Source organism: Actinomycetota bacterium, assembly GCA_030684515.1.
Classification (GTDB): domain Bacteria; phylum Actinomycetota; class Actinomycetes; order S36-B12; family S36-B12; genus UBA11398.
This window is the reverse complement of record JAUXVJ010000017.1, coordinates 24,186-50,025: the sequence shown is the minus strand read 5'-3', so window position 1 is coordinate 50,025 and position 25,840 is coordinate 24,186. Positions and strand designations below refer to the sequence as shown.

Annotated in this window: 24 protein-coding genes and 1 tRNA gene; 22 read left to right on the top strand and 3 right to left on the bottom strand. The window is 59.6% G+C overall.

The features are described from left to right. The first annotated feature begins 33 nt into the window (after positions 1-33). From Q8M73_08360 to Q8M73_08350, 3 genes are all read left to right on the top strand, one after another. Positions 34-108: transfer RNA gene (locus Q8M73_08360), tRNA-Val, on the top strand. Positions 109-157: 49 nt separating this feature from the next. Then, complete coding sequence (gene thrS, locus Q8M73_08355; protein ID MDP2288558.1) at positions 158-2,098, top strand: threonine--tRNA ligase; 1,941 nt, start codon at positions 158-160, stop codon at positions 2,096-2,098. 2 nt (positions 2,099-2,100) lie between these two features. Then, complete coding sequence (locus tag Q8M73_08350; GenBank protein ID MDP2288557.1) at positions 2,101-2,607, top strand: HIT domain-containing protein; 507 nt, start codon at positions 2,101-2,103, stop codon at positions 2,605-2,607. Here Q8M73_08350 and Q8M73_08345 read toward each other — a convergent pair. After that, entirely contained in the window at positions 2,604-4,715 is a 2,112-nt protein-coding gene (locus tag Q8M73_08345) for a GTP-binding protein (GenBank protein ID MDP2288556.1), read from the bottom strand. The two genes, Q8M73_08350 and Q8M73_08345, sit on opposite strands and share 4 nt — an antisense overlap. A gap of 132 nt (positions 4,716-4,847) precedes the next feature. Between Q8M73_08345 and Q8M73_08340 the strand changes: the two genes are divergently transcribed. The 15 genes from Q8M73_08340 to Q8M73_08270 all read left to right on the top strand — a co-directional run bounded on the left by Q8M73_08340 (position 4,848) and on the right by Q8M73_08270 (position 18,551). Next, entirely contained in the window at positions 4,848-5,450 is a 603-nt protein-coding gene (locus Q8M73_08340) for a CDP-alcohol phosphatidyltransferase family protein (protein ID MDP2288555.1), read from the top strand. Next, a complete protein-coding gene (locus tag Q8M73_08335) occupies positions 5,447-6,331 on the top strand; it encodes a phosphatidylinositol mannoside acyltransferase (protein ID MDP2288554.1) in 885 nt (294 codons plus the stop codon). The genes Q8M73_08340 and Q8M73_08335 overlap by 4 nt, the downstream gene beginning before the upstream one ends. Next, positions 6,328-7,518 (top strand): glycosyltransferase family 4 protein, encoded by a 1,191-nt coding sequence (locus tag Q8M73_08330; protein MDP2288553.1) that lies wholly within the window; start codon positions 6,328-6,330, stop codon positions 7,516-7,518. Before Q8M73_08335 ends, Q8M73_08330 begins: the two co-directional genes overlap by 4 nt. Before the next feature lies 1 nt (position 7,519). Next, positions 7,520-8,074: a hypothetical protein gene (locus Q8M73_08325; GenBank protein ID MDP2288552.1), complete on the top strand. Its 555-nt coding sequence runs from the start codon at positions 7,520-7,522 to the stop codon at positions 8,072-8,074. 133 nt (positions 8,075-8,207) lie between these two features. Then, positions 8,208-9,077, top strand: coding sequence for a pyridoxal 5'-phosphate synthase lyase subunit PdxS (pdxS, locus tag Q8M73_08320; GenBank protein ID MDP2288551.1), 870 nt, complete (start codon positions 8,208-8,210; stop codon positions 9,075-9,077). Next, complete coding sequence (gene pdxT, locus Q8M73_08315; GenBank protein ID MDP2288550.1) at positions 9,074-9,682, top strand: pyridoxal 5'-phosphate synthase glutaminase subunit PdxT; 609 nt, start codon at positions 9,074-9,076, stop codon at positions 9,680-9,682. Before pdxS ends, pdxT begins: the two co-directional genes overlap by 4 nt. Next, positions 9,679-10,431: a YebC/PmpR family DNA-binding transcriptional regulator gene (locus Q8M73_08310; protein ID MDP2288549.1), complete on the top strand. Its 753-nt coding sequence runs from the start codon at positions 9,679-9,681 to the stop codon at positions 10,429-10,431. The genes pdxT and Q8M73_08310 overlap by 4 nt, the downstream gene beginning before the upstream one ends. A 106-nt stretch (positions 10,432-10,537) precedes the next feature. Continuing rightward, on the top strand, positions 10,538-11,047 hold the full coding sequence (ruvC, locus tag Q8M73_08305) for a crossover junction endodeoxyribonuclease RuvC (GenBank protein MDP2288548.1): 510 nt from the start codon (positions 10,538-10,540) through the stop codon (positions 11,045-11,047). A gap of 1 nt (position 11,048) precedes the next feature. Next, on the top strand, positions 11,049-11,660 hold the full coding sequence (ruvA, locus tag Q8M73_08300; GenBank protein ID MDP2288547.1) for a Holliday junction branch migration protein RuvA: 612 nt from the start codon (positions 11,049-11,051) through the stop codon (positions 11,658-11,660). Then, complete coding sequence (gene ruvB / locus Q8M73_08295; GenBank protein ID MDP2288546.1) at positions 11,657-12,685, top strand: Holliday junction branch migration DNA helicase RuvB; 1,029 nt, start codon at positions 11,657-11,659, stop codon at positions 12,683-12,685. The genes ruvA and ruvB overlap by 4 nt, the downstream gene beginning before the upstream one ends. A gap of 34 nt (positions 12,686-12,719) precedes the next feature. After that, positions 12,720-13,025, top strand: a complete 306-nt coding sequence (yajC, locus tag Q8M73_08290; protein ID MDP2288545.1) for a preprotein translocase subunit YajC — start codon at positions 12,720-12,722, stop codon at positions 13,023-13,025. After that, complete coding sequence (secD, locus tag Q8M73_08285) at positions 13,025-14,608, top strand: protein translocase subunit SecD (protein MDP2288544.1); 1,584 nt, start codon at positions 13,025-13,027, stop codon at positions 14,606-14,608. Before yajC ends, secD begins: the two co-directional genes overlap by 1 nt. Then, on the top strand, positions 14,605-15,699 hold the full coding sequence (secF, locus tag Q8M73_08280; GenBank protein ID MDP2288543.1) for a protein translocase subunit SecF: 1,095 nt from the start codon (positions 14,605-14,607) through the stop codon (positions 15,697-15,699). The genes secD and secF overlap by 4 nt, the downstream gene beginning before the upstream one ends. Next, positions 15,699-16,235: an adenine phosphoribosyltransferase gene (locus tag Q8M73_08275; GenBank protein ID MDP2288542.1), complete on the top strand. Its 537-nt coding sequence runs from the start codon at positions 15,699-15,701 to the stop codon at positions 16,233-16,235. The genes secF and Q8M73_08275 overlap by 1 nt, the downstream gene beginning before the upstream one ends. Before the next feature lie 123 nt (positions 16,236-16,358). Further along, positions 16,359-18,551 (top strand): bifunctional (p)ppGpp synthetase/guanosine-3',5'-bis(diphosphate) 3'-pyrophosphohydrolase, encoded by a 2,193-nt coding sequence (locus tag Q8M73_08270; GenBank protein MDP2288541.1) that lies wholly within the window; start codon positions 16,359-16,361, stop codon positions 18,549-18,551. 12 nt (positions 18,552-18,563) lie between these two features. Here Q8M73_08270 and Q8M73_08265 read toward each other — a convergent pair whose 3' ends face one another. Further along, on the bottom strand, positions 18,564-19,874 hold the full coding sequence (locus Q8M73_08265; GenBank protein ID MDP2288540.1) for a DUF349 domain-containing protein: 1,311 nt from the start codon (positions 19,872-19,874) through the stop codon (positions 18,564-18,566). Between the two features lie 39 nt (positions 19,875-19,913). Further along, a complete protein-coding gene (locus tag Q8M73_08260) occupies positions 19,914-20,705 on the bottom strand; it encodes a peptidylprolyl isomerase (GenBank protein MDP2288539.1) in 792 nt (263 codons plus the stop codon). 44 nt (positions 20,706-20,749) lie between these two features. Between Q8M73_08260 and Q8M73_08255 the strand changes: the two genes are divergently transcribed. Genes Q8M73_08255 through Q8M73_08240 form a run of 4 tightly spaced genes read left to right on the top strand, consistent with a single transcriptional unit; the run spans position 20,750 to position 25,832 of the window. Beyond that, complete coding sequence (locus Q8M73_08255) at positions 20,750-21,457, top strand: MBL fold metallo-hydrolase (GenBank protein ID MDP2288538.1); 708 nt, start codon at positions 20,750-20,752, stop codon at positions 21,455-21,457. A gap of 11 nt (positions 21,458-21,468) precedes the next feature. Next, the gene (gene hisS, locus Q8M73_08250; GenBank protein ID MDP2288537.1) at positions 21,469-22,755 is read left to right on the top strand and encodes a histidine--tRNA ligase; all 1,287 of its coding nucleotides are present in this window, start codon (positions 21,469-21,471) and stop codon (positions 22,753-22,755) included. Continuing rightward, positions 22,752-24,497 (top strand): aspartate--tRNA ligase, encoded by a 1,746-nt coding sequence (aspS, locus tag Q8M73_08245; GenBank protein MDP2288536.1) that lies wholly within the window; start codon positions 22,752-22,754, stop codon positions 24,495-24,497. Before hisS ends, aspS begins: the two co-directional genes overlap by 4 nt. Positions 24,498-24,506: 9 nt before the next feature. Then, on the top strand, positions 24,507-25,832 hold the full coding sequence (locus Q8M73_08240) for a replication-associated recombination protein A (GenBank protein MDP2288535.1): 1,326 nt from the start codon (positions 24,507-24,509) through the stop codon (positions 25,830-25,832). Positions 25,833-25,840 lie beyond the last annotated feature (8 nt).

Genomic DNA, 25,840 nt, shown 5'->3' with positions numbered 1-25,840 from the left:
AAAGTCGATCCTTGATACAGTTCTGCGCATTCCGGGCGATTGGCTCAGTGGTAGAGCACTCGCTTCACACGCGAGGGGTCACTGGTTCGAACCCAGTATCGCCCACCAACCGGAACGCTTTGGTATGGCGTTGTGGCGTAGATAAAGAGGAGATCCTGTGGCTCAGACCGCCTTCGACCTCGTGGGCGGGGATCGTTCAATTGTCGTAGCCCGCATTAACGGCGAGATCCGCGATCTTTCAACTGAGGTATTGCCAACTGACGTTGTAGAGGCGATCTCTGTTGACTCACCTGAGGGTCTGGCAGTGCTGCGTCACTCAGCGGCTCACGTGCTTGCTCAAGCCGTTCAGGACACCTTTCCTGAGGCCAAGCTGGGGATCGGGCCGCCGATTCAAGATGGTTTCTACTACGACTTCGATGTTGAGCGACCATTCACTCCCGAGGACTTGACCGAGCTCGAGAAGCGGATGACGACGATCCTCAAGAGCGGGCAGCGCTTTGAGCGTCGCGTGGTGTCTGACGAGGAGGCTCTGGATGAACTTGCGGGCGAGCCGTACAAATTGCGCCTGATCGGAAGTGCTGGCGGCGCCGAGGTGATGGAAGTCGGCGGCAAAGAGCTCACGATCTACGACAACGTCAATATCAAGACCGGCGAGCGTTGCTGGGGGGACCTCTGCCGAGGTCCACATGTGCCTGACACCCGATACATCCCCACCAATGCAGTCAAATTGATGCGCACGGCAGCGGCATATTGGCTGGGCGACCAGAAGAATGAGCAGTTGCAACGCATCTATGGAACGGCTTGGCCATCCAAGGATGATCTGAAGGCCTACCTGGCCTTCCTGGAAGAGGCCGAGCGCCGAGATCATCGACGCCTTGGTGCCGAACTCGATCTGTTCTCCTTTCCTGAGGAGATCGGTTCCGGACTGGCGGTATTTCATCCCAAGGGTGGGGTGATTCGTCGGGTGATGGAGGACTACTCGCGGTTACGGCACGATGCGGCGGGATACGAGTTCGTCAACAGCCCGCATATCACCAAGGGAGCGCTGTTTGAGAAGTCGCAGCACCTCAGCTGGTATTCCGAGGGGATGTATCCGCCGATGCATCTGGATGCGGAGTTCGATGACGAAGGCAATATTCGCCGGCAGGGTCAGGACTACTACCTCAAGCCGATGAACTGCCCGATGCACAACTTGATCTTTGATGCTCGTGGTCGTTCGTACCGTGAGCTTCCCTTGCGACTGTTCGAATTCGGCACGGTGTATCGATACGAGAAGTCTGGCGTCGTTCAAGGTCTGACCAGAGCGCGCGGATTCACACAGGATGATGCGCACATCTACTGCACCAAAGAACAGATGCCTGATGAACTTGATTCGCTGTTGACCTTTGTCCTTGATCTGCTGCGTGACTACGGACTCAATGACTTCTATCTGGAACTGTCCACTCGCGACCCGGAGAAATCCGTTGGCTCTGATGAAGTCTGGGCGGAAGCCACCGAAATCCTCCGGCTGGCGGCCAGCAAGCAGGGCTTGGACCTGGTGCTCGATGAAGGTGGCGCGGCGTTCTACGGGCCCAAGATCTCAGTGCAGGCCAAGGATGCGATCGGACGCACTTGGCAGATGTCCACGATCCAAGTGGACTTCAATCTTCCCGAGCTCTTCGACCTGCAGTACCAAGCCTCAGATGGAACACGACAACGCCCCGTCATGATTCACCGAGCGCTGTTTGGTTCGATCGAACGCTTCTTTGCCGTGTTGCTTGAGCACTACGCCGGCGCATTCCCGCCATGGCTGGCACCCGTGCAAGTGATCGGAATCCCGATCACCGATGAGCACATTGGCTACCTCACAGAAGTTGCAGCGCAGTTGCGCGCTCGTGGCATTCGGGTCGATGTCGACACCTCAGATGATCGAATGCAGAAGAAGATCCGCACCGCCCAGCGGCAGAAGATTCCCTACATGCTGATCGCCGGCGATGAGGACATTGCCGCGGGAGCTGTCTCCTTCCGCTATCGCGATGGCACACAGAAGAATGGCGTTGCCATTGCCGAAGCGATTGATGAGATTGTGGCAGCTGTTCAGTCTCGCGTGCAGGTGTAGCGATGTCGAGTGCCTGGGATCGGCTGTGGACCCCACATCGGCTGAGTTACATCAAGGGCGAAGGCAAGCCGAGCCACGGCAATGAAGGCCACGACTGTCCCTTCTGCCGGTCTCCGCAATTGGATGACTCCCAGGGCCTGATCATCGCTCGCGGGGAGACGGTCTACGCGCTGCTGAATCTGTATCCGTACAACTCAGGACACCTGATGGTCTGCCCGTATCGGCATGTCGCCGACTACACCGAGCTGGCGGCCCATGAAATTGCTGAGATGGGGGCCTTCATCCAGAAGGCGATGACCGCTCTGCGATCAGTCTCCAATGCTCAGGGATTCAACATCGGCATGAACCAAGGTGAGGTATCGGGAGCTGGAATCGCCGCGCACCTGCATCAGCATGTGGTGCCCCGATGGGGAGGCGACACGAATTTCATGCCAGTCATTGCAGGCACGAAGGTAATGCCGCAATTGTTGGAGCAAACCCGCGAGTTGCTCGCCGCAGCCTGGCGCTAGTGGGCCATCGGGAGCATTCGGATGCCTGCACGCTTTGGCACGCGGGCAAATCCTGCAGCCTCCCGAACAAATGTGCCAGCTCCGTGTGAGAGCGAACGAATGTCAATGGCGAAACGGAAGAGTTCAGCGGCCGGTGCAGTTGCAGTGAGTGTCACTGTCCCGTCTGGATGCACCTGCGTTGCCGTGATGGTGCCTCGCTTGACCTTCAAGTCATTCGTGATGGCATCAGCAAATTCCTCGGGCACGGTGATCATCAACGTCTCATGCGGCTCTAAGAGGTGCTTTCCTGTGTTGGTCTCCGCGTCGGCAATCGCATAGGCACCTGCCATTTCAACAGAATGCTCATCACATGACGATGCCAATGCAGCAACGTCAGTGATGACTACTTGGACATCGGTCGTCGGGTAGCCGCCAAGGGCTCCTTGAGCCAGTTGCTGACGAACTCCACGCTCGGCGGCGCTGAACAGATCGATCTGGCTGGCATCTACTGAAAGTGCATTCACGATCTCAATGCCGGCACCTGTGGCCAAAGGCACGATGTCAATCGCACAGGAGGCCAGAGCCACGTCTTGCTCGTCTTTGGCTAGTCCTGTTCCGCTGCCGGGACTTGAGAAGCACTCACGAAGGGAGATGCGCAGCTCCTGGGCCGCGACTTCAATGCCGAATCGATCGCGCAGACGTTCAACTGCGAGATCTGCATGCGACTCGCCAAGGCACCAAAGCGTGAGTTGGCTCTGGGACGTGGTCACCTTCAAGCTTGGGTCTTCGGCAATCAAGCGCTCCAGCGCAGTCCCCAGCCCCCGCTCATCGGCAGGCTCGGCTGCGGCAATAGCGATTGGCAGATTCGCCTCGGGCATGAGCCAAGGCTCGACCAGCAGGGGATTGGAGGTGAAGGAGATCGTGTCTCCCGTCTCGGCTCGGCTGAGCTGAGTCACGGTGACGATGCTGCCGGCGATGGCGCTGTCAATTGTTCGCCGAATGCTTCCGACCGAGAGACTCAGCGTTCCATCGTGTTCAGTGAGATCGTGATCATGCCGATCTGGGCGATTGCTGAAATGCCCGGCTACATGCAACTGGGCATCGCTGGGCAGCCTTCCGGAGAAGACGCGCACGATTGAGAGCCTTCCAGCACTCGGATCGGTCGTGGTCTTGATGACTTCGGCGCACAGCGGGCCGTCAGCATCGGGATGTAAAGGCGCGATGGGCTGGCCCTGAGCCGTGGTAATCAGCGGCATGGCGCGTTCAAGGGGTGAGGGAAATGCGCGGACGATCAGGTCGAGAATGAGCTCTCCACCAAAGCCATTGGCACCCGAGAAGGCCTGCACTGGATAGAAGTGACCACGGTTGATGGCGAGGTCCAAATCACCGGTGAGCACTTCGTCGCTGACGTCTTGGCCGTCTATCAGCAAGTCCATCAGGCTTGCATCCTCAGATTCAGCTGCGATGCCCTCGAGTAGCTCAGCGCGAGCGCTGGCAGTCATTTCGAGGTGCTCAGGATCAGCCGCCCGCTCACGTCGTTGCGCAGTACTCCACTCGTGGATGCGGCTGGTGATGAGGTCAAGAACACCGATGAAGGAGCCCTCGTCGTCAAGAACCGGAAGATGAAGTGGCAGCACTTCACGACCACCAGTGAACATGCGATGGCAGATGGCGACAGCCTCGTCAAAGTCGGCGTCGTCGTCATCCAGATTCGTGATCACAACTCCGCGTGGCATATGGATCGCCTCGCACTCATCCCACAGGGCGCGGGTAGCGGCATCGATGCCGTCGACGGCGGAGACCACAAACAGCGCAGCATCTGCGGCTCGTAGCCCGGCTCGCACATCGCCAAGGAAATCGACATATCCCGGTGTGTCAATGAGGTTGATGAGCGAGCCTTGGAATTCCAGAGACGCGACGGACACCTCAACGGAGCGCTTCTGGCGTCGCTCGGCCGGATCGGAATCCATGATTGACGTGCCGGCTGCGACAGATCCTGGTTCGGCTGCTGCTCCGGAGATGGCTATCAATTGCTCAGCCAAGGTGGTCTTTCCGGAGCCCGTCGGTCCCAGGAGCACCACATTGCGAATCGCCTCGACCCCGAGGGGCTGTGTTGAGCCGAGCGTCATGATTCGCCTTTCAATGGAACTGCATCCTCCCAGAATCTGCTGCGAGCCCCAACTGCGCAACTCGCGCTCAGCAAAGAAGGATGGGATTGCCGATACCATCGGTGATTCGCGTCGATCAACACCTGGAGAAGCATGCTGAACAACCCCGGTGCGCGACAGTTGATCACCGCCGTCCTGCTACCGCCGGCCAAGTTCCTGCTGCGCATCAAGGTCTCGCCGGATGCCATCACTGTGCTTGGCACCGTGGGTGTGGTGCTCTCGGCTCTGATCTGCTTTCCCAATGGCCGTTTCATTCTCGGCTCCCTTCTCATCACCGCCTTCACATTGACTGATCTTCTCGACGGCACAATGGCTCGGCTGGCTGGAACGAGCGGGCCGTGGGGAAACTTTCTTGACGCAACTTTGGATCGTGTTGCCGATGCCGCAATCTTCGCGGCCTTCATCTGGTGGGCCCTGCTCAACGATCAAGTCGGTGTGGGTGTGGCGGCCAGTTTGGCCTTGGTGACTGGGCAAGTGACGTCCTACGCGAAGGCGCGAGCAGAGGCAGTTGGAGCCACGGCGAATGTCGGCATTGCTGAGCGAGCTGAACGACTCATCGTTGTGCTGTTTGCGGCATTCCTGACTGGCTTCGGTGTGCCCTATGTGTTGCCTGCTGCACTATGGCTCATCGGCGCTCTAGGCGTTATCACCATCGTGCAGAGAATCGTGCATGTGCGTGGGCAGTTGCGCGCATGATTGCTGGTGATCAATTTCGTGATCGCGCAACTGAGGAAGCATTTCGCCTTGCCTGGTTCGCGAGTCGGCATCTGCCTGAGTCTGGGGTACGCGCGGCATTCAAGATGGCCGCGGATCAGACCTATCGACGCAATGGCCTTGGAGTGCAACGATTACGCATGAATCTGGGCCGCGTCCGCCCGGACTTCTCGGCCGCTGAACTGGAAACAGTCACGCGTGAGGGCATGCACAGCTACATGCGCTACTGGATGGAAGCCTTCCGCCTGCCCAAGTGGACAATTGAACAGATTCGAGAGCGCTTCTACCTCGACAACACCAAGATGCTTGATGAAGCCATGGCGATAGGTTCGGGCGTCATCATGGTTCCAGGCCATCTGGCCAATTGGGACTCGGCTGGAGCATGGGCTGCAGATCGTTACGGCGGGCTCACGACGGTTGCAGAACGACTCAAGCCTGAAGGCCTGTTTGATCAGTTTCTGGAGTATCGGAGCCGTCTGGGTATGGAAGTGATGCCCTTGGGTGATCCCAATGTTGTGCAATCACTGGCCCGCGCTCTCCAACGGGGCGGGATGGTCGCCTTGCTCGGAGATCGAGATCTCGGTGGCAACGGAGTTGAAGTCGACTTTCTTGGCGGACGAGCAACACTGCCAGCGGGTCCTGCGCTGCTCGGCGTGCTGACGGGCGCCCCAGTTCTTCCGATCGGGCTCTGGTACGACGGAGCAAAGCTGCGGGGGCATATATATGAGCCGATTGTGGCGACACCCGGCAAGGATCGCTCCACCCAGATTCCGCAGATGACACAGCAACTTGCGATCAGCCTTGGACAGGCGATCTATGAGCATCCAAGGGATTGGCACATGATGCAGAAGGTCTGGCTGTGACTGCTTCCTTGCGCATCGGCATGGTGTGTCCCTATGCCTGGGATGTCCCAGGTGGAGTGCGTTCGCATGTCGCGGACCTGACTGCAGAATTGCGTCAGCGTGGTCACTTCGTGGACATCCTCGCGCCTCTTGATGACGACAGTCCGGTAGCGCACGAGGTCACCAATGGCGGCAAGCCCATTGCAGTGCGATACAACGGCTCAATTGCGCGTCTGAACTTTGGACTGCGAGCAACGCGGCAGGCGCGTAGGTGGATCCAAGAAGGTAATTTTGATCTGATCCACGTGCATGAACCAATGGCTCCAGGACTGTCTCTGCTATCCATCTGGGTTGCCGATGGACCGATTGTCGCCACCTGGCATTCGTCCAATCCGCACTCTCGAATTCTGGCCAGTGTGAATCGTCTGGCACAGACCGCAATGGAGAAGGTCAGTGGCCGCATCGCGGTAAGCGAGGATGCCCGGCGCACACTTGTGGCGCATGTGGGCGGGGATGCTGTACTGATTCCCAATGGCGTTCGTCTGCGCACCTTTGCCGGCGCAAGCGCACACCCTGCGATGAATACGCCAGGCCATGCGCTGCTGTTCCTCGGGCGACTGGACGAATCGCGCAAGGGACTTTCCGTGCTGCTTGAAGCAATGCCTTCGATCATCGCGGGTGATCCGCTGGCGCATCTTTATGTGGCAGGGCCTGGCGATGTTGAAGACATTGAAGGTGACCTTGCACCTGAAATCCGAGCGCACGTGACATTTCTTGGGCTGGTGTCCGAACTTGAGAAGGCACAGGCGCTGAATTCAGCAGACCTATACGTGGCTCCCAATACCGGCGCTGAATCCTTCGGCATTGTTCTGATCGAGGCGATGGCAGCAGGAACCGCGGTGTTGGCCGCTGATCTCCCCGCGTTTGTACGAGTGCTCAATGACGGAAAGGCCGGTCGGGTCTTTGCCAATGAAGACAGTGAAGCATTGGCACAGGCTGCTATCGCCTTGCTCGCAGACCCTGCTGAGCGGCAACGGCTCGTTGCTGCCGGCTCAGATCGCGTCCGCAGATTCGATTGGGATGTTGTCGTCGATGATGTTCTCGCTGTCTATGAGAGCGTCACTGCCTCGGGTGAACGAGTGACCGAGGATCTCCGTGGGCAGATCATGGGCCGATTCAGCAATGGTCTTGGCCAAGGAGGTCGCTGATATGAATTGGTGGCTGATCGCCCTTGGCCTGGTCCTTGTCCTGATCTTTGCGTGGTACCTCAGCACAACCGCGGGTCGCCTCGATCGACTCCATCGGCGAATTGAGACGTCGACATTTGCCCTGGATGCGCAACTGCTCAGACGATCTTCAATTGCCATCGAACTTTCAGTCGCGGAAGTGCTCGACCCAGCGTCCAGTGAACTCATTGCTGAGACTGCGCATGACGCGCGCTTGTCGATTGATGCCGACGTAGCTGAGCGCATTTCCGCGGAGTCGGCCTTGTCCGAAGTCCTGATGCAGGCGCTCGACGATGTTGAAGAAGTCAATCTGCTGCGAAACGACCCGATGGCGGCTGACCTGCTCGATGAGCTGTCCGCAGCAATTCGTCGGGTGGAGCTGTGCCGTAGATTTCTCAATGACGCCGTGCTTGCGTGCAGTCAGATTCATGAGCATCGCCTGGTTCGGTGGTTTCGACTGGCTGGGCATACTCCCGTGCCCACGACCTGGGAGATGGACGACCGGCTTCCTGCCGGACTTGGCTACATCGAGTCCTGACTACGGCACCTGCGCCGTCTGTTGCCTCGGCCCTACGATGGTGGTCCGTCAATGCTGGGTTGCCAGCGGTCTAATGAGGATGGTGCACGTGTCTGCTGAGCCTTTGGTCGGTACTGATCGCGTCAAGCGCGGCATGGCCGAGATGCTCAAGGGCGGGGTCATCATGGATGTGGTCACCCCCGAGCAGGCCAAGATCGCCGAGGATGCTGGCGCCGTTGCCGTCATGGCGCTGGAGCGCGTCCCCGCAGACATTCGTGCCCAAGGTGGTGTGTCTCGCATGTCTGATCCCGACATGATTCAGGGCATCATCGACGTCGTCTCGATCCCTGTGATGGCCAAGGCGCGCATCGGACACTTCGTAGAGGCCCAAGTGATTCAGTCCCTCGGTGTGGACTACATCGATGAATCAGAGGTTCTTACCCCTGCTGACTACACCAATCACATCGACAAGTGGCAATTCACAGTGCCGTTCGTCTGTGGTGCGACCAATCTCGGGGAAGCGCTGAGGCGCATCAACGAAGGCGCTGCAATGATCCGTTCCAAGGGTGAAGCCGGTACGGGCGACGTCTCCAATGCTGTGACCCATATGCGCACGATCCGTGCCGAGATCAATCGCCTGAGTTCGATGGCACCAGACGAGCTGTACGTGGCCGCAAAGGAATTGCAAGCTCCCTACGCGCTGGTGGCAGAGGTCGCCACACTTGGATCGCTTCCAGTGGTGTTGTTCACCGCCGGCGGTATCGCCACTCCAGCGGACGCCGCAATGATGATGCAACTTGGTGCGGATGGCGTGTTTGTCGGTTCCGGCATCTTCAAGAGTGGCAGCGGCGTGGCCAGCCCGCAGGATGCTTTGAAGCGAGCCACGGCAATCGTCCGCGCGACGCGGCATTTCAACGAGCCTGATGTCATAGTCGAGGTTTCACGCGGACTTGGCGAGGCAATGGTCGGCATCAATGTGGCAGACATCCCCGTGCACCATCGCCTGGAGGACCGAGGCTGGTGACTGCTGCCCCGCTCATTGGGGTGCTCGCTCTGCAAGGTGATATCCGCGAACATCTCGCTTCTCTGGAAGCTGCCGGTGCGTCCGTTCGGCCGGTATCCAGCCTTGAGGATCTCGCAGCAGTGCAGGGCCTGGTAATTCCCGGCGGTGAGTCAACCACCATGTCGAAATTGGCAGTTCACGATGGACTGATGGAACCGCTTCAGCAAGCGCGTCAAGCTGGTCTGCCCATGTTTGGCTCATGCGCAGGAATGATCATGCTTGCCGATCGGGTCACGGATGCTCGCGCGGACCAGCAGTTCATCGGCGGGATCGATATGACGGTCCGCCGCAACGCCTTCGGGCGTCAGGTTGACTCATTCGAGGTTGATCTCGAGATACGGGGTCTGCTTGGAGGACCGCTGCGCGCCGTCTTCATCCGTGCCCCATGGGTCGAGCAGGCAAGTGAGGATGTGGAGATCCTCGCGACCCTGCGAGCAGGTGAGCAGGCAGGTACGATTGTCGCCGTTCAGCAGGGACCGTTGCTCGCTACCTCCTTTCATCCGGAGTTGACTGGCGATCACCGCATCCATGCCACCTTCGTGGAGATAGTGAGGCACTACGCATGAGCGGTCACTCCAAATGGGCGACCACCAAGCACAAGAAGGCCGTGATCGATGGTCGTCGCGCGAAGCTCTTTGCTCGCCTGATCAAGAATATTGAAGTTGCGGCCCGACATGGTGGTGCAGATGTCAGCGGCAACCCCACCCTCTATGACGCCATCCAGAAGGCGCGCAAGAGCTCGGTGCCGCTGGAGAACATCGAGCGAGCAGTCAAGCGTGGCAGCGGTGCAGAAGCTGGCGGTTCTGACTGGCTGACGATCATGTACGAGGGCTATGGCCCCAGCGGAGTGGCAGTGCTCATCGAGTGCCTCACCGACAACCGCAATCGTGCGGCCTCTGAGGTTCGGGTAGCCATGACGCGCAACGGCGGTTCGATGGCCGACCCAGGTTCGGTCGCCTATCTGTTCCATCGCAAGGGTGTGGTGATCGTGCCCAAGGGTCCAGGCGTGACCGAGGATGATTTGCTGATGACAGTGCTCGACGCGGGAGCCGATGAGGTCAATGACCTGGGCGAGTCCTTCGAAGTTGTCTCCGAGGCCACCGACATGGTCGCGGTCCGCACAGCCGTCGAAGCAGCTGGCTGGGAGTACGAGTCAGCCGATGCCACATTCCTGCCCAGCGTCCATGTGCCCTTGGACGAGGATGGCGCGCGCAAGGTCTTTCGACTGATGGAAGCCCTCGAAGACAGCGATGATGTGCAGAACGTCTTCGCCAATTTCGATGTGACCGACGAAGTCATGGCGGCGTTGGACTAATTCGCGCGCGTCGTGCGTATGTGTCAGTCCCTGCCCAGATAGTCTGTTCGAACTGATGTTCGATGACGTATTGCCGTCATGTCTGAGAGCCGATGGGAGAGTCGCAGTGCGCGTGCTTGGCGTGGATCCTGGACTCACCAGGTGTGGGGTGGCTGTGGTCGACGGAGCACCGGGGCAAAAGCTCACTGCCATCCATATCGGAGTGGTCTGCACCCCAGTGGATGCCGAACTGTCCGATCGCCTAGTCCTGCTTGAATGCGGCCTGCTTGCCCTCATCGAAGAATTCAAGCCAGATGCCGTAGCTATTGAGCGAGTGTTCAGTCAGCACAATGTGCGCAGCGCGATGGCCACAGCGCAGGCAGCCGGCATCGCCTTGCTCGTCGCTGGCCGGGCGCAGATCCAGGTGTCCATGCATACGCCAACAGAAGTGAAGGCTGCAGTCACCGGATCTGGTCGCGCAGACAAAACGCAAGTCAACTTCATGGTGACCAAACTGCTCGGCCTGACAGAACCTCCCAAACCCGCCGATGCTGCTGACGCTTTGGCAATTGCCATTTGCGATGTCTGGCGTGGCACAGCCAAGCGGCGCCTCGCTGCAGCGGCACGCGGAGTCTGAAGTGATTGCCTTTGTTCGAGGAGTGGTTCAGGCGGTGAGCCTTGATTCGGTAGTGATTGATCTCGGGGGAGTAGGTCTCTCGGCAACGTGCACGTCGACCACGGCGTTGTCGCTGCGAGTCGGTGATCGAGCAGAGTTGTTGACCTCCCTCGTGGTTCGCGAGGATGGCTGGACCCTGTATGCCTTCACTGACGCGGCAGAGCGAAGCGTGTTCGAGCAAGTCCAGACTGTCACCGGCATCGGCCCGCGGATTGCGTTGGCTGTGTTGGGCACGCTTTCGCCAGACGAGCTTCGGCGCGCGATCGCGCACGATGATCTCAATGCCCTGGTGAAGGTCCCAGGTATCGGACGCAAGGGTGCCCAGCGCTTAGTGCTCGAACTCAAGGACAAACTCGGGCCGCTGTCGTCCAGCGCCGCTTTGACTTTCGAGGATGCACGAGCTGATTGGCACTCATCAGTGACCGCCGGCCTGGTCTCCCTTGGTTGGACCAACCGCGAAGCAGAGTTGGCCGCCGACGGGGTGGCTCCACTCGCGGCTGCGCAATTGCAGGACGGGCAGCCAGACATTGCCGCGCTCCTCAAGGCTGCACTGCAAAGTCTGGATCGAGCATGAACGAACGCCTGGTCGACGGCGAGCTCGAGCCAGAGGATTCGCTCGTTGAAGGTGCTCTTCGTCCCAAGCATCTTTCGGAATTCGTTGGGCAAACCAGAGTCAAGTCCCAACTTGGACTCGTACTTGAAGCAGCCCGCAAGCGGGGACGGCCGGCCGACCACGTGCTGCTCAGTGGTCCGCCTGGACTTGGCAAGACCACACTGGCCGGAATCATTGCCGCCGAGCTCAATGCTCCCCTGCGCATCACGTCAGGGCCTGCACTCCAGCACGCGGGTGATGTGGCTGCCATTCTCTCCAGTCTGCAACCTGGGGAAGTGCTCTTCCTTGACGAGATTCATCGCACCGCGCGACCGGCTGAAGAACTGCTCTACATGGCAATGGAGGACTTCCGCGTCGATGTGGTGTTGGGCAAGGGACCGGGTGCCACGGCGATTCCACTTGAAATCGAGCCGTTCACCTTGGTTGGAGCCACTACCCGCGCAGGGTTATTGCCGAGCCCATTTCGCGACCGCTTCGGCTTCACTGCGCACCTTGATTTCTACGACCCTCCCGACCTCGAAGTGATCCTCAAGAGGTCAGCTCAATTGCTCGGCGTGGCGCTGGATCAACAAGGGGCAGCAGAGATCGCAGGTCGTTGTCGTGGCACGCCTCGCATTGCAAACCGATTGTTGAGACGAGTGCGCGACTGGGCACAGGTGCACGGTGAGGGTCAAGTTGATCTTGCAACAGCGCATGCCGCGCTGGACCTGTACGAAGTGGACTCCCTTGGACTGGATCGCATCGACCGAGCAGTTCTCGAGGTATTGATCAAGCGTTTCGGGGGTGGCCCGGTAGGGCTGTCCACATTGGCCGTTGCCATCGGCGAGGAGCCTGAGACCATCGAAACGGTGGCTGAGCCCTTCCTGGTGCGCTTGGGCATGATCGTGCGGACGCCCCGAGGGCGAGTGGCCACGGCCACGGCTTGGCAGCATTTGGGGCTGACACCGGCCATGCCCTTGCAGCCCACCCTCGACCTTGAGGGTTAAGGTGAATGGCTAGTCGCCGCGTGTCAGGAGAATTGTGGAAAGTTTGTCGGGTTTGTTACCCATTGTCATCATCATTGCGGCCTTCTATTTCTTGTTCATCCGGCCCAGTCAGGCTCGCAAGCGGATGCAGATGCAGATGCAGACGTCCCTGGTTCCAGGCGTCCGCGTGATGACCACCTCCGGAATCTTCGGCACCATCACCTCGGTTGAGGGTGAAGTGATTCACGTCGAGATCGCGCCGAATGTGGTCATTCAGATGCTGCCCGCAGCCGTTGGCCGCGTCATTGTTCCCCAGTCTGCTGAGGCTCCCAACGGAGATTCCCAGGAGGATGGCATCTGATGGCTCCTCCTCGCTCGATCAGCCATCCTTGGCGTTCGCTGGCAGCGCTGCTCGTGCTGGTGCTCGGATTGGCGGTCTGGGCTTTCTTCCCCGGTACCGACAGCACGGTCCGACTGGGTCTTGACTTGCAAGGCGGAACTCAGGTCATCCTGATTCCGAAACCGGTCAATGAGGGTGCAGAGATCACCGACGAGCAGTTGCAGCAGACCGTCACAATCCTTCGTAATCGTGTCGATGGTCTCGGTGTTGTGGAGGCCGAAGTCACCACTCAAGGCAGTGGTTCAGGCGCTGCGATCATCGTTTCGGTCCCAGGCAGCAATCCAGAACGACTCGTTGATCTGGTCCAGCGCACAGCCCTGCTGGATTTTCGCCCTGTGTACGCAGTGCTGCCGCCGACCGCGACATTGGACAAGGGCGCGAAGGCTGGCACTGTTCCAGTGCAGTCAGTAAAGTCCGACGCTGCATTTGAGAAGGCTGTTCTGGCATTGGACTGCACCAATCCATTGACTATTGCCGGGGGCACTCCCGATGACCCGGCCAAGTGGCTGGGCACCTGCTCCAAGGACGGCACCGCCAAGTACGTGCTCCAGCCTGCATTCATCAAGGGCACCAATGTCACCAGCGCAAGCGCTCAACTGCCGACCAACGGCGTGACCTTCGTCGTCTCATTGGGCTTTGACTCCGAGGGTGCCAAGGCCTTGGCTTCGGCTTCCACCACGCTGTCGGCGCTACCGGACTGCTCAATCGGCGGGCAGTCTCCCTGTAACGCCTTTGCAATCGTCCTTGACGGCGTGGTGACCTCAGCGCCTCGATTCAATGAGGCGATCCTCGGAGGCACCGCTCAGATCGAGGGCAATTTCAGCATTGAGCAAGCTACCGACCTGGCAAACATTCTGAAGTACGGCGCACTTCCGGTCACCTTGGAAACTGTCGACGTCACATCTGTTTCCCCGACAGTTGGAAGCGATCAGCTGCAGGCTGGCATCATCGCCGGCCTTCTTGGCCTCTTCCTGGTCATCCTGTATCTGCTGTTCTACTACCGCCTGCTTGGGGTCGTGGCCAGTGTCTCGTTGGTTCTCGCAGGCGTGGTGACCTATCTCGTCTTCATCGTGATGAGCAAGACGGTTGGGCTCACTCTCACCTTGTCCGGTGTCGCCGGCGCAATTGTTGCCATCGGAATCACCGCTGACTCCTTCATTGTGTACTTCGAAAGAATTCGCGATGAGCTACGCGATGGTCGCACCCTTCGGCAGGCGTGCGAGAACGGCTGGGTCCGCGCCCGGCGAACTCTGCTGGCAGCTGACTTCGTGTCGCTGATGGCAGCAGTGGTGCTGTATCTGCTCTCGGTGGGAAGCGTGCGCGGATTCGCGTTCGTCCTTGGACTCACGACCATCATCGATGTCATCATCGCCTTCCTGTTCACCCATCCTGTGGTTGTGCTATTGGGTCGGACTTCCTGGATGCAGCGCGCTGGTCGCTGGAGCGGGCTTGATGCGGCGCGCACTGCACCTGTAAAGGTGGCTGAGACTCTTGCATCGCGCAGGCGAAAAGCCATTCCAGCTACTGAGGAGGTGTCGTCATGAGTCGCTTCTCCGGATTTGGTCAACGGCTGTACAACGGCGAGAGCTCCGTCGATTTCGTTGGTCGCCGCAAGACCTGGTACATCGTCTCCAGCATCATCCTTCTGGTGGCCATCGGGTCACTTGTGCTGCGAGGTGGCCTCAACCTCGGCATCGAGTTTCGCGGCGGCGGTGATTTCGGCGTCCCCAACGCGACGTGCTCGGTGGAGCAGGCTCGGGTGGTTGCCGAAGCCCAGACAGGTTCACAGGCAATCGTCACCGTGGCTGGCAATGGCACTGTTCGAGTCCAGACAGAGTCGTTGACACCGGCTGAGAGCACCGTCCTTGCCGCCAGCCTGGCCAAGACCTGCGGCGTCGGTGTGGACACCATCAAGATTCAGGTGGTGGGGCCTTCGTGGGGCAGTGAGATCAGCAAGAAGGCCCTCCAGGGCCTCGTGGTCTTCCTGCTCCTTGTCGCGCTGTTCATGTCGATCTACTTTGAGTGGCGCATGGCAGTTGCGGGTCTGCTGGCCTTGGCGCATGACCTCGTCATCACAGTCGGGCTGTATGCACTCTTCGGTTTGGAAGTCACTCCAGCCACTGTCATCGGCTTCCTGACGATTCTTGGTTTCTCGCTGTACGACACGATCGTGGTGTTCGACAAGGTGCGTGAGAACACGCGAAATATCACGGCGCAATCGGTCATGACTTTTGGCGAATCGGCGAACCTGGCTGTGAACCAAACCTTGGTGCGAAGCATCAATACCTCGATCGTGGCCCTGTTGCCTGTCCTTGCCATCATCATCGTGGGCGCAGGCGTGCTTGGCGCCGGCACTCTCTTGGATCTTGCAGTGGCGCTGGCAGTCGGCATGGCCGTTGGTGCCTATTCGTCGATCTTTGTTGCGACTCCCTTCTTCGTTCAGTTGAAGGAGAAGGAGCCACAGATCATCGCCTTGTCCAATCGCGTGTATGCGCGTCGGGCTCAAAGTGCCAAGAGCGCCAAGGGCACTGACGCGGCAGCAGATGAGCAGGGTGAAGTCACAACTCTTGTCGAAGCTGGTCCTCGACAGCAGCCAAAACGAGCCCCTCGTTCGAAGCGGCCGAAGAAGTCCTGATGCTTCCTGAGGTAGAACAATTGCTTCGGTCGCAGATTCGTCAGATAGATGATTGGCCGATGCCGGGAGTGAGGTTTCAGGATCTCACTGGACTCATGGCCCACGGTCGCGCCTTTTCTTGCACCATCGCCGAGCTGGATGCCCAATTGGGCGAAGGGCCCGTTGATGAAGTAGTCGGAATTGAGGCCCGCGGTTTCCCCTATGGGGCGGCGCTGGCTCAAGTGCGTGGTGCCGGTTTCGTCACCGTGCGCAAGCCGGGCAAGCTGCCCGGAGCCGTGCATGCGCAGGACTATGCACTTGAGTACGGCAATGCAACTCTTGAATTGCATCAGGATGCTTTGGGCCCCGGACGCAAGATCGTGATCGTGGATGACGTGCTTGCCACTGGCGGCACAGCAGCCGCCTGCATCGATCTTGTGCGGCTGACGGGTGCCGAGGTGACTGCCGTGCTTGTCGTCATGGAGATCCAGAGCCTGGGCGGGCGGGACATGTGCTCTGCACGTGGAGTTCCAGTCGTGTCATTACTTTCCGCCTGAGGGTTCTAAACTGCACTATCCCCACACGCGAGGAGCACCGTGAGCACGGAAGCACCGCTTCCCACGGAGTTGTCACCGGCTCCGGCTGTTGTCGCGCCTGAGAATCCTTCGCGTCGCTCACGTCTGCCGCTGTTCGGCGGCCCTCGACGCCAACATCCTGAGTTGGATCGACTGCTGCGCACCCTGCGCAAGTACCACCCCAAAGCAGACGCCCGCCTGGTGGAGCGCGCCTATGAGACGGCCGCCTATCTTCATCGAGAGCAGCGTCGTCGAAGCGGAGATGCCTACATCACCCATCCTGTTGCGGTCGCAGAGATTCTGGCCGATCTGGGCATGGGCGGGACGACACTGGCGGCGGCATTGCTGCACGACACTGTCGAGGATACCGGCTACTCACTGGATTCTCTGCGCGAGGATTTTGGCGATGAGGTCGCAGCACTCGTTGACGGTGTGACCAAACTCGACAAAGTCAAATACGGCGATGCCTCAACTTCTGAAACAGTCCGCAAGATGGTGGTGGCCATGGCGCGAGACATCCGGGTACTGATGATCAAACTGGCCGATCGCCTTCACAACATGCGCACTCTGCGCTGGATGAGCGAGGAGTCGCAGCAGGCCAAAGCTCGCGAAACTCTTGAGATCTACGCACCTCTCGCGCACCGCCTGGGCATCAATGCTGTGAAGTGGGAGTTGGAAGATCTGGCATTTGCCACGCTCTATCCAAAGATGTACGACGAGATAGTGCGGCTGGTCGGGCAGCGTTCACCCCAACGTGATCTGTTTGTCGACGAGATCATCACCGACATCGAAGCCGACCTTCGACAGAGCAAGATCAAGGCAACAGTCACCGGTCGTCCAAAGCACTACTACTCGGTGTATCAGAAGATGATCGTGCGCGGTCGGGACTTCGCTGACATCTATGACCTCGTGGGAGTGCGCATTCTCGTGGAAGATGTACGGGATTGCTACAGCGTCCTGGGCATCATCCACGCAAAGTGGAGTCCGATGCCGGGCCGGTTCAAGGACTTCATTGCCATGCCGAAGTTCAATATGTACCAATCCCTGCACACGACGGTCATTGGCCCAGGTGGCAAACCTGTGGAATTGCAGATTCGCACCGTCGAGATGCATCAAGGCGCGGAGTTCGGAGTGGCCGCGCATTGGCGCTACAAGCAAGGAGATGCCGCACAGAAGCAGGGCCCTGACGACTTTGCCTGGCTGCGCCAGCTTGTTGAGTGGCAGCGAGAGACTGAGGATCCAGATGAGTTCATGGATCAGCTCCGCTACGACCTGGGTTCTTCCGAAGTCTTCGTGTTCACTCCCAAGGGTGATGTCATTGCACTGCCTACTGGCGCCACTCCAGTGGACTTCGCCTACACCGTGCATACCGAAGTCGGGCATCGATGCGTCGGCGCGCGCGTCAACGGCAAATTGGTGCCACTTGAATCCCCTCTTGCCAATGGTGATGTCATCGAGATCTTCACCTCCAAAGCCGAAGGCGCAGGGCCAAGTCGCGACTGGCTGTCCTTCGTCGCATCAGCGCGAGCCAGGAGCAAGATCAAGGCCTGGTTCTCGCGTGAGCGCCGAGACGAAGCCATTGAGCAGGGTAAGGACTCAATCGTCAGGGCCATGCGAAAGCAGGGTCTGCCACTGCAGAGGTTGATGACCACCCAGGCACTTAACGCCATTGCGCTTGATCTGCACCACACCGATGTCTCTGGCCTGTACGCAGCAGTCGGCGAGAACAAAGTCAGTGCGTCCTCAGTCGTGCAGCGACTGGTCGAATCGGTTGGCGGTGTCGAAGAGGCTGATGACGATGCGGCCGAGACTCTTACACCCGCTCGGGCACAACGGCGCGATACGCGCAGTGCCTCTGACGTTGGTGTCATGGTGGTGGGCACTGATGACGTGTGGGTGAAACTGGCCAAGTGCTGCACGCCGGTACCAGGCGACGAAATCGTCGGCTTCGTAACGCGTGGCAACGGGGTGTCTGTGCACCGCAATGACTGCGTCAATGTGCCAGAGCTTGAGCGCGAACCCGATCGCATGGTCGCGGTGTCATGGTCTCCCACTGCCAGCAGTGTCTTCCTGGTGAATATTCAGATCGAAGCCCTTGACCGTGCCCGACTGTTGTCTGACGTGACCCGGGCACTTTCCGACACCCATGTCAATATCTTGAGCGCGTCAGTCACGACCACCCGAGACCGTATCGCGATGTCTCGCTTCACTTTCGAGATGGCTGATCCCAAGCATCTGGGTTCGGTGTTGAAGGCCGTGCGCAACGTCGAAGGCGTCTACGACGCCTATCGAGTGTGATCTCGAAATGAGCTAGCTGCTGAATTCCTGAGCTGCCGATGATGCCGCATTGAGCAGCGCCTTGGTTGAGTCAACCGAAGCCTGGAGTTTGGCCACATCAGCAGCCTTGCCGGCCTTCTGTGCTGCGGCCAGTTGCGCCTCAAGTTTGGCCAGACCATCAGCAAAGGCGTTGGCAGTGGACTCGGCGCGAGCCCGGGCCTCCGGATTGCTCTTCTTCCAGGCCTTTGCCTCGGCTTGGCGAATGGATTCTTCGACCTTCTTCAATCGGTTCTCAAGGCGATCACGATCGGGCTTGGGCAGGTCACCCAGGTTGTCCCAGCGATCCTGAATCGATCGCAAAGACTGCTTGGCAGCCTTGAGGTCTGTAGTGGGGAGCGCTTCTGCTTCAACAACCAGCGCTTCCTTGGCAGGCACATTGATCTTCAATTCAGCTTCGACAGCGGTCTCAGCCGCAGTACGAGCCTCATAGAAGGCATCCTGAGCGGATTTGAAACGCTTCCAGAGCTTGTCTTCGTCGCGCTTGGACGTCCGCGGAGCAACTTTCCACTCCTGCATCAGATCGCGAAGTTTTCGCGAGGTGTTGACCCAGTCCGTGGAGGTAGCCAGTGCCTCGGCAGAAGCAATGAGTTCGCGCTTGCGTGAGGTTGCATCCTTGCGCTGCACCTCGACCTCAGCGAAGTGAGCGCGTCGGCGTTTGTCGAAAGTCGCTCGGGCGGTGCTGATGCGCTTCCAGACTTCCTGCTCAGAATTGCGATCCATCCGGGGGAGGGCTTTCCAGTCATCGATCATGCTGGCAAAGCGCTCACTTGTGGTCTTCCAGGCAGTGCTGGACGCGAGCGACTCTGCCTCAACCGCGAGCGCCTCGCGCACCGCAAGCGCCTGTGTCTTCTGTGCCGCGCGCGCTGCCAAGGCAGCTGCCTTCGCAGCAGTGATGGCTTCCTCCAGCAAGGCCACCTTTTGGAGCAGGGCAGCGGTATCGCCGACATAGGCGTGGGCTGCAATGGCGGCACGCACATGCGTCAAGGCAGCGGTGGACTGATCTGCAGTCGCCCGGCCATCAGCCAGCCGCTGAGAAGTCAGATCCAATTCCACGATCAGGTCGTCGTACTTGCGTCCGAAGAACGCCAAGCCTTCGGCGGGTGGTCCGGCAACCCATTGCCCGACCACTACTTCGCCCTCGGGGGCAAGGAGCACCACGGTCCCGTCGGCCTCAACTCGACCAAATTTGCTCGGGTCGCTGGCTGGCGGCCCAGCCTCGACGGCTGGTTTTGGACGTCGCAGTACCGCTGGCGTCGGTATCGCGCCGGGTACAAGCTCGGTCATGAAGTGCCTTCCCTAGGGGTGCTCACGCTACCGGGATCATCAGGGGGTGCTCACAGTTGCCTGCTGGATCACCACTGGTTGCGTTGGAGCACCGTCGCCGCTGCCGTCATTTACCCCTGCTGTGGCGACTGATTTCACGACATCGAGGCCGGAAATGACCTTGCCCCACACCGTGTAGTCCGGGCCAAGAGGGGAGTCCTCGTAGACGATGAAGAACTGTGAACCGGAGGTTCCTGAACCGGCATTGGCCATGGCGACTGTCCCGGCTGGATAGACCGTGCTGCCCTTGGGGGGCAGGTTCTCGTCGGGAACCGTGTACCCGGGACCCCCAGAACCTGATCCGGTTGGGTCGCCGCATTGCAGTACGAAGATGCCAGCAGTCGTCAGGCGATGGCAGGGAGTCATGTCGTAGAAGCCCTTGTTGGCAAGAAAGACTTCAGAAGTCACGGTTGCCGGCGCGAGTTTTGGAAGAGTCTGCACAACGATGTCGCCGCAATTGGTGGCAAAGGTGATGGTCGTGCCTGTCGCAATGCTCGGATCAACCTTCGGAGCATCAGCAAAGTTCTGCGGGCTCGCCGTGGAGGGCGTCGCCTCCGTGCAGCTGGCCACTGCTGCTGGGGAAGCCTCGGCTACTGGTGCATTCGTGTCGTCATTCACAACGATGCTGAACAGCACCCAGCCACCGAAGGCGAGCACCATTGCCACGACAACGACAACGGCCGTGATCTTCTGGTTGCGTCGACGATGGGCATGACGCTGTGTCCTTCGGGCTTGCTGGCGCTCATATTTCGCCCGGGCTAGTTCACGCTCGCGTTTGTTGCTACTGGTCACCAGCGGAGTGTATTCACGGGCCGTCTCCGGACTAGGCTGCCCGGGTGATTGTGGCTGGCTTCCCTGCGGGTTCCTTTGGCACCAATTGCTTCGTCATGGCCTCAGCGCCAGGAGAGCCCTGCCTGATCATCGACCCCGGTCAGGACTCCATCGACGGCCTTATGCAGATCATCAGTGAGCACAAACTGAAGCCGGCGGCAGTGCTCATCACCCATGGGCATCTGGATCACGCCTGGTCGGTAGCGCCGTTGAGTCACGATTTTGGGATTCCGGCCTATATTCACGCTGACGATCGCTACCGGCTGGCCGAATTGGCGGGATCCACGATCAATGCCAACCGCGAATCCTTGCTCCGGATGACCAAGGGCGCATTGGAGCTCACTGAACCAGAAGATGTGCGCCTCCTTGCTGACAACGAGGTGCTCGACCTGGCCGGCATCCAATTGCTCGTTCGTCACGCTCCTGGCCACACAGAGGGTTCCATCGTCTTCGAACGTGAAGCCGATGCAGAGGTGCCACCCATCATGTTCAGTGGTGATCTGCTGTTCGCCGGAAGCATCGGCCGAACTGATCTTGACGGCGGAAGCATGCAATTGATGCAGGATTCGCTGCAGCGAATTGTTCTGCCAGCCGATGACGACATGGTGGTGCTGCCGGGGCACGGCCCGCAGACCACGATCGGTCAGGAGAAACTGAGCAATCCCTTCTTGCAGCCCGGGAACCAGTACTTCCCGGCGCGGACTGGTCTGTGACCGTGGATCAAATGCAGGCGCCAAAAGGTGTCCCTGAATATTTTCCGCCACGCAGTACTGCATTTCTTGAGGTGCGCGAAGCTCTGACCGCACCAGCCCGGATGGCTGGCTACGGCTATGTCGAACTTCCGGTCTTCGAGGACACTGCCTTGTACGTGCGCGGGGTAGGCGAGTCCACAGATGTGGTGGCTAAGGAGATGTACACATTCCAGGACCGCGGTGGGCGTTCGCTGTCGCTTCGTCCTGAAGGCACCGCTGGTGTCATGCGACTGGTGATTGAGCACGGACTTGATCGCGGCCAACTCCCGGTGAAGGTCTGGTATTCCGGGCCCTTCTTCCGTGCTGAGCGCCCGCAGCAGGGTCGCTATCGCCAACTGCAGCAGGTCGGAGTCGAAGCCATCGGATCAATGGACCCCGCTCTCGACGCTGAAGTCATTGCCATTGCAGATGCCGGCTTTCGTTCACTTGGCCTTCAGCAGTTCACCTTGCAACTGACTTCTCTTGGCTGCGCTCAGTGTCGTCCGGTGTATCGAGCCCTCCTCCAGGAGTTTCTCGCCGCCCTCGACCTCGATGAGGCCACGCGCGAGCGGGCGGCAATCAACCCGCTGCGCGTCCTGGATGACAAGCGCACAGAAGTGCAAGCGCTGCTCGTGGGTGCGCCATACATGGTTGATCATCTCTGCCCTGAGTGTCGCGAGCACTATGACGAGGTTCGTCAGCATCTTCGGGCCGTCAACGTCGAGTGGACTGAAGCACCAGCACTTGTGCGCGGCTTGGACTACTACACCCGGACGGCCTTTGAATTCAGTCATCCACTCCTCGGTGCGCAGTCGGGTATCGGCGGCGGCGGCCGCTATGACGGACTGATGGAATCCCTGGGAGGTCAGGCGCTCTCAGGCATCGGCTTTGGCATTGGGACAGACAGAACTCTGCTTGCGTGCGAGGCAGAGCACTTGAGCATCGGTAGAGACCCGCTGATTGACGTATTTGCCGTTCCCATCGGCAAGGAGGCCAAGAGCAAGCTGGTCGCACTTGCCGCAGAACTTCGGCGCAGCGGCATCCGGGTCGATCTGGCCTTCGGTGACCGCGGGCTCAAGGGCGCTATGAAGGCTGCAGATCGCAGCGGTGCGCCCTGGGTACTGGTCGTGGGTGAGCAGGAGCTTTCCGATGGCACGTCGGTGATCCGAGATATGTCGCGTGGTGAGCAGGAGATCGTGGCATGGGAGAGTGTGCAGCCAACCTTGGCGGGCAAGATTGCCGAACAGACATTGAGCAGCACTAAGGGAGTTCATTCGTGATTCGATCCGTCCTGGCAGGCACGCTGCGGGCAGCAGACTCTGGGACCACCGTCACCCTGGCGGGCTGGATCGCCAGCCGTCGTGACCATGGTGGAGTTGCCTTTCTTGATCTTCGTGACTCCTCTGGTGTGGTCCAAGTCGTGGTGCACGACCCGGAAATCGCGCACGGCCTGCGTGATGAGTACTGCCTGCAGGTCACCGGCCAGGTCGGCATTCGCCCCGCTGGCAATGAGAATCCTGATCTGCCCACCGGCGAGATTGAGGTCATGTCCACCCAGCTGACGGTGCTGTCAGTTGCCGCGCCTCTGCCCTTTCCGATCGACGATCGCGTTGCTGTGGGCGACGAGGTCCGACTGAAGTACCGCTATCTGGATCTTCGCCGCCAATCTGCCGGTGACGCCCTTCGCATGCGCTCCAAGGTCAATCAATTGGCCAGAGATGTACTCCTTGGTCGGGATTTCATCGAGATCGAGACACCGACACTGACGCGCTCGACCCCTGAAGGTGCGCGTGACTTCCTTGTTCCTGTTCGCCTGCAGCCAGGTGACTGGTATGCCCTGCCGCAATCACCGCAGCTCTTCAAGCAGCTGCTGATGGTTGGCGGGATGGAACGCTATTTCCAGATCGCCCGCTGCTATCGCGACGAGGACTTCCGAGCCGATCGGCAACCCGAGTTCACTCAACTCGACATTGAGATGTCCTTCGTTGAGCAAGAGGACATCATTGAACTTGGCGAGGCCATCATTGGCGCGCTGTGGCAGGGCATCCTCGCTCATGAGATTGGCGAGATTCCTCGCATGACCTATCACGAGGCCATGCGTCGCTTTGGCTCAGACAAGCCAGATCTTCGTTTCGGACTGGAACTTGTCGAGCTCACCGACTTCTTCTTTGACACTCCGTTCCGAGTATTTCAGTCCGAGTACGTCGGTGCTGTGGTCATGCCGGGCGGCGCTGACCAACCACGCCGGCAATTCGATGCCTGGCAGGAATGGGCAAAGCAGCGCGGCGCCAAGGGCTTGGCCTACATCACGGTCGATGCCGAAGGTGAACTCGGCGGGCCGGTGGCCAAGAACCTCAGCGACAACGAGCGCGCAGGGATCGTGGATGCTACTGGCGCCAAGCCGGGCGACTGCATCTTCTTTGCTGCGGGCAAGCCATCTGAGTCACGCATGCTGCTGGGTGCTGTCCGCGGTGAGATTGCCGAGCGTCAGGGGCTCATTGAAGAAGGCAGTTGGTCCTTCCTTTGGGTCGTGGACGCCCCAATGTTCGAACTCACTGACGATGGTGGCTGGACAGCTGTGCACCACCCATTTACTTCGCCGAACCATGACTGGATCGACAACTTCGAGACGGCGCCAAGTGACGCTCTGGCCTGGGCCTACGACATCGTCTGCAACGGAAATGAAATCGGCGGTGGTTCGATCAGAATCCATCAGGCTGATGTGCAGCAGCGAGTCTTTGGACTGCTGGGCATGAGCCAGGAGGAGGCCAATGACAAATTCGGCTTTCTGCTTGAAGCGTTCAAGTTTGGCCCACCTCCGCATGGCGGCATTGCATTTGGCTGGGATCGCATCTGCATGCTCCTTGCAGGGGCCCCCTCGCTCCGCGATGTGATTGCCTTTCCCAAGACAGGTGGCGGGCAGGATCCCTTGACCGGTGCGCCGACGCCTATCACCGGACTGCAGCGCAAGGAAGCCGGCATTGACGGCCCGCCAGTGCGAGCACATACGGTTTCCTCCTAGTTCCATGCGATGACCCTGTTCGACGAGAGCCATGCGCTTGCCCCGCTGGCTGTTCGGATGCGGCCTTCGTCGGTTGACGACGTCGTTGGCCAAGAGGCGGCACTAGGCCCGGGTACTCCGCTTCGCAACCTGCTGACGGGTCAGGGCTCGGCGATCTCAGTCATTCTGTGGGGTCCGCCTGGCACCGGAAAAACCACTCTTGCCTCGCTCGTGTCCCTGGTCTCCGGGCGCAGTTTCGAAGAGCTCTCGGCCGTAACTGCCGGCGTGAAGGATGTGCGCGCAGTCATTGATTCGGCTCGAGCCCGATCCTCGGTCAGCGGGCAGGGCACGGTGCTGTTCATCGACGAGGTGCATCGATTCAGCAAGAGCCAGCAGGATGCCCTGTTGCCGGCAGTCGAGAATGGCTGGGTAACGCTGATCGCGGCCACAACTGAGAACCCCAGTTTCTCTGTGATCTCACCTCTGCTGTCCCGCAGCCTTGTGGTGACCCTGCAGCCGCTGACCGACGTGGATATCGACCTGCTGCTTCGGCGAGCCCTGCATGACCCTCGTGGATTCGACGATCGATTTGCGATCGATGATCAGGCAATGGTGGATCTCGTGCATCTGAGTATCGGGGATGCGCGGCGAGGACTCACAGCCCTGGAGGCGGCGGCCATCGCGGCAGACTCAGCTGGATCGTCGGTCATTTGCCTGGAGCATGTTGAACAGGCCGTCCAGCATGTGGCCTTGCGCTACGACAAGGATGGCGATCAGCACTATGACGTGATCAGCGCCTTCATCAAGAGTGTGCGAGGCAGTGATCCAGATGCCGCTTTGCACTATCTGGCCAGAATGCTGGAGGCAGGGGAGGATCCGCGTTTTATCGCGCGCCGGCTCATGATCCTTGCCAGCGAAGACATCGGCATGGCTGATCCACAAGTGCTGCAGACCGCCGTGGCGGCGGCGCAGTCGGTGGCGATCGTTGGCATGCCCGAGGCTCAGATCATCCTTGCGCACGCCACGATTCATGCAGCCCTCGCACCCAAATCCAATGCAGTCGTCACGGCCATCGGCGCGGCAGCAAATGATGTGCGTCGGGGTCGGGTCGGCTCAGTTCCCATTTGGCTTCGCGATGCCCATTACCCCGGAGCCAAGGATCACGGGCACGGCGCGCAGTACATCTACCCCCACGACCTGCCAGAAGGCGTGGTAGCGCAGACATATCTGCCAGAGGTGCTGCAGGGAGTTCGCTACTACCGACCTTCACAGCATGGCGCCGAGGCAGCTTGGTCCAAGGTTGCCGAACGGCTTGCGCAACTGCGTAGCGGACAGAACGAGAATCCCGAGCATTAAGGTTGGAA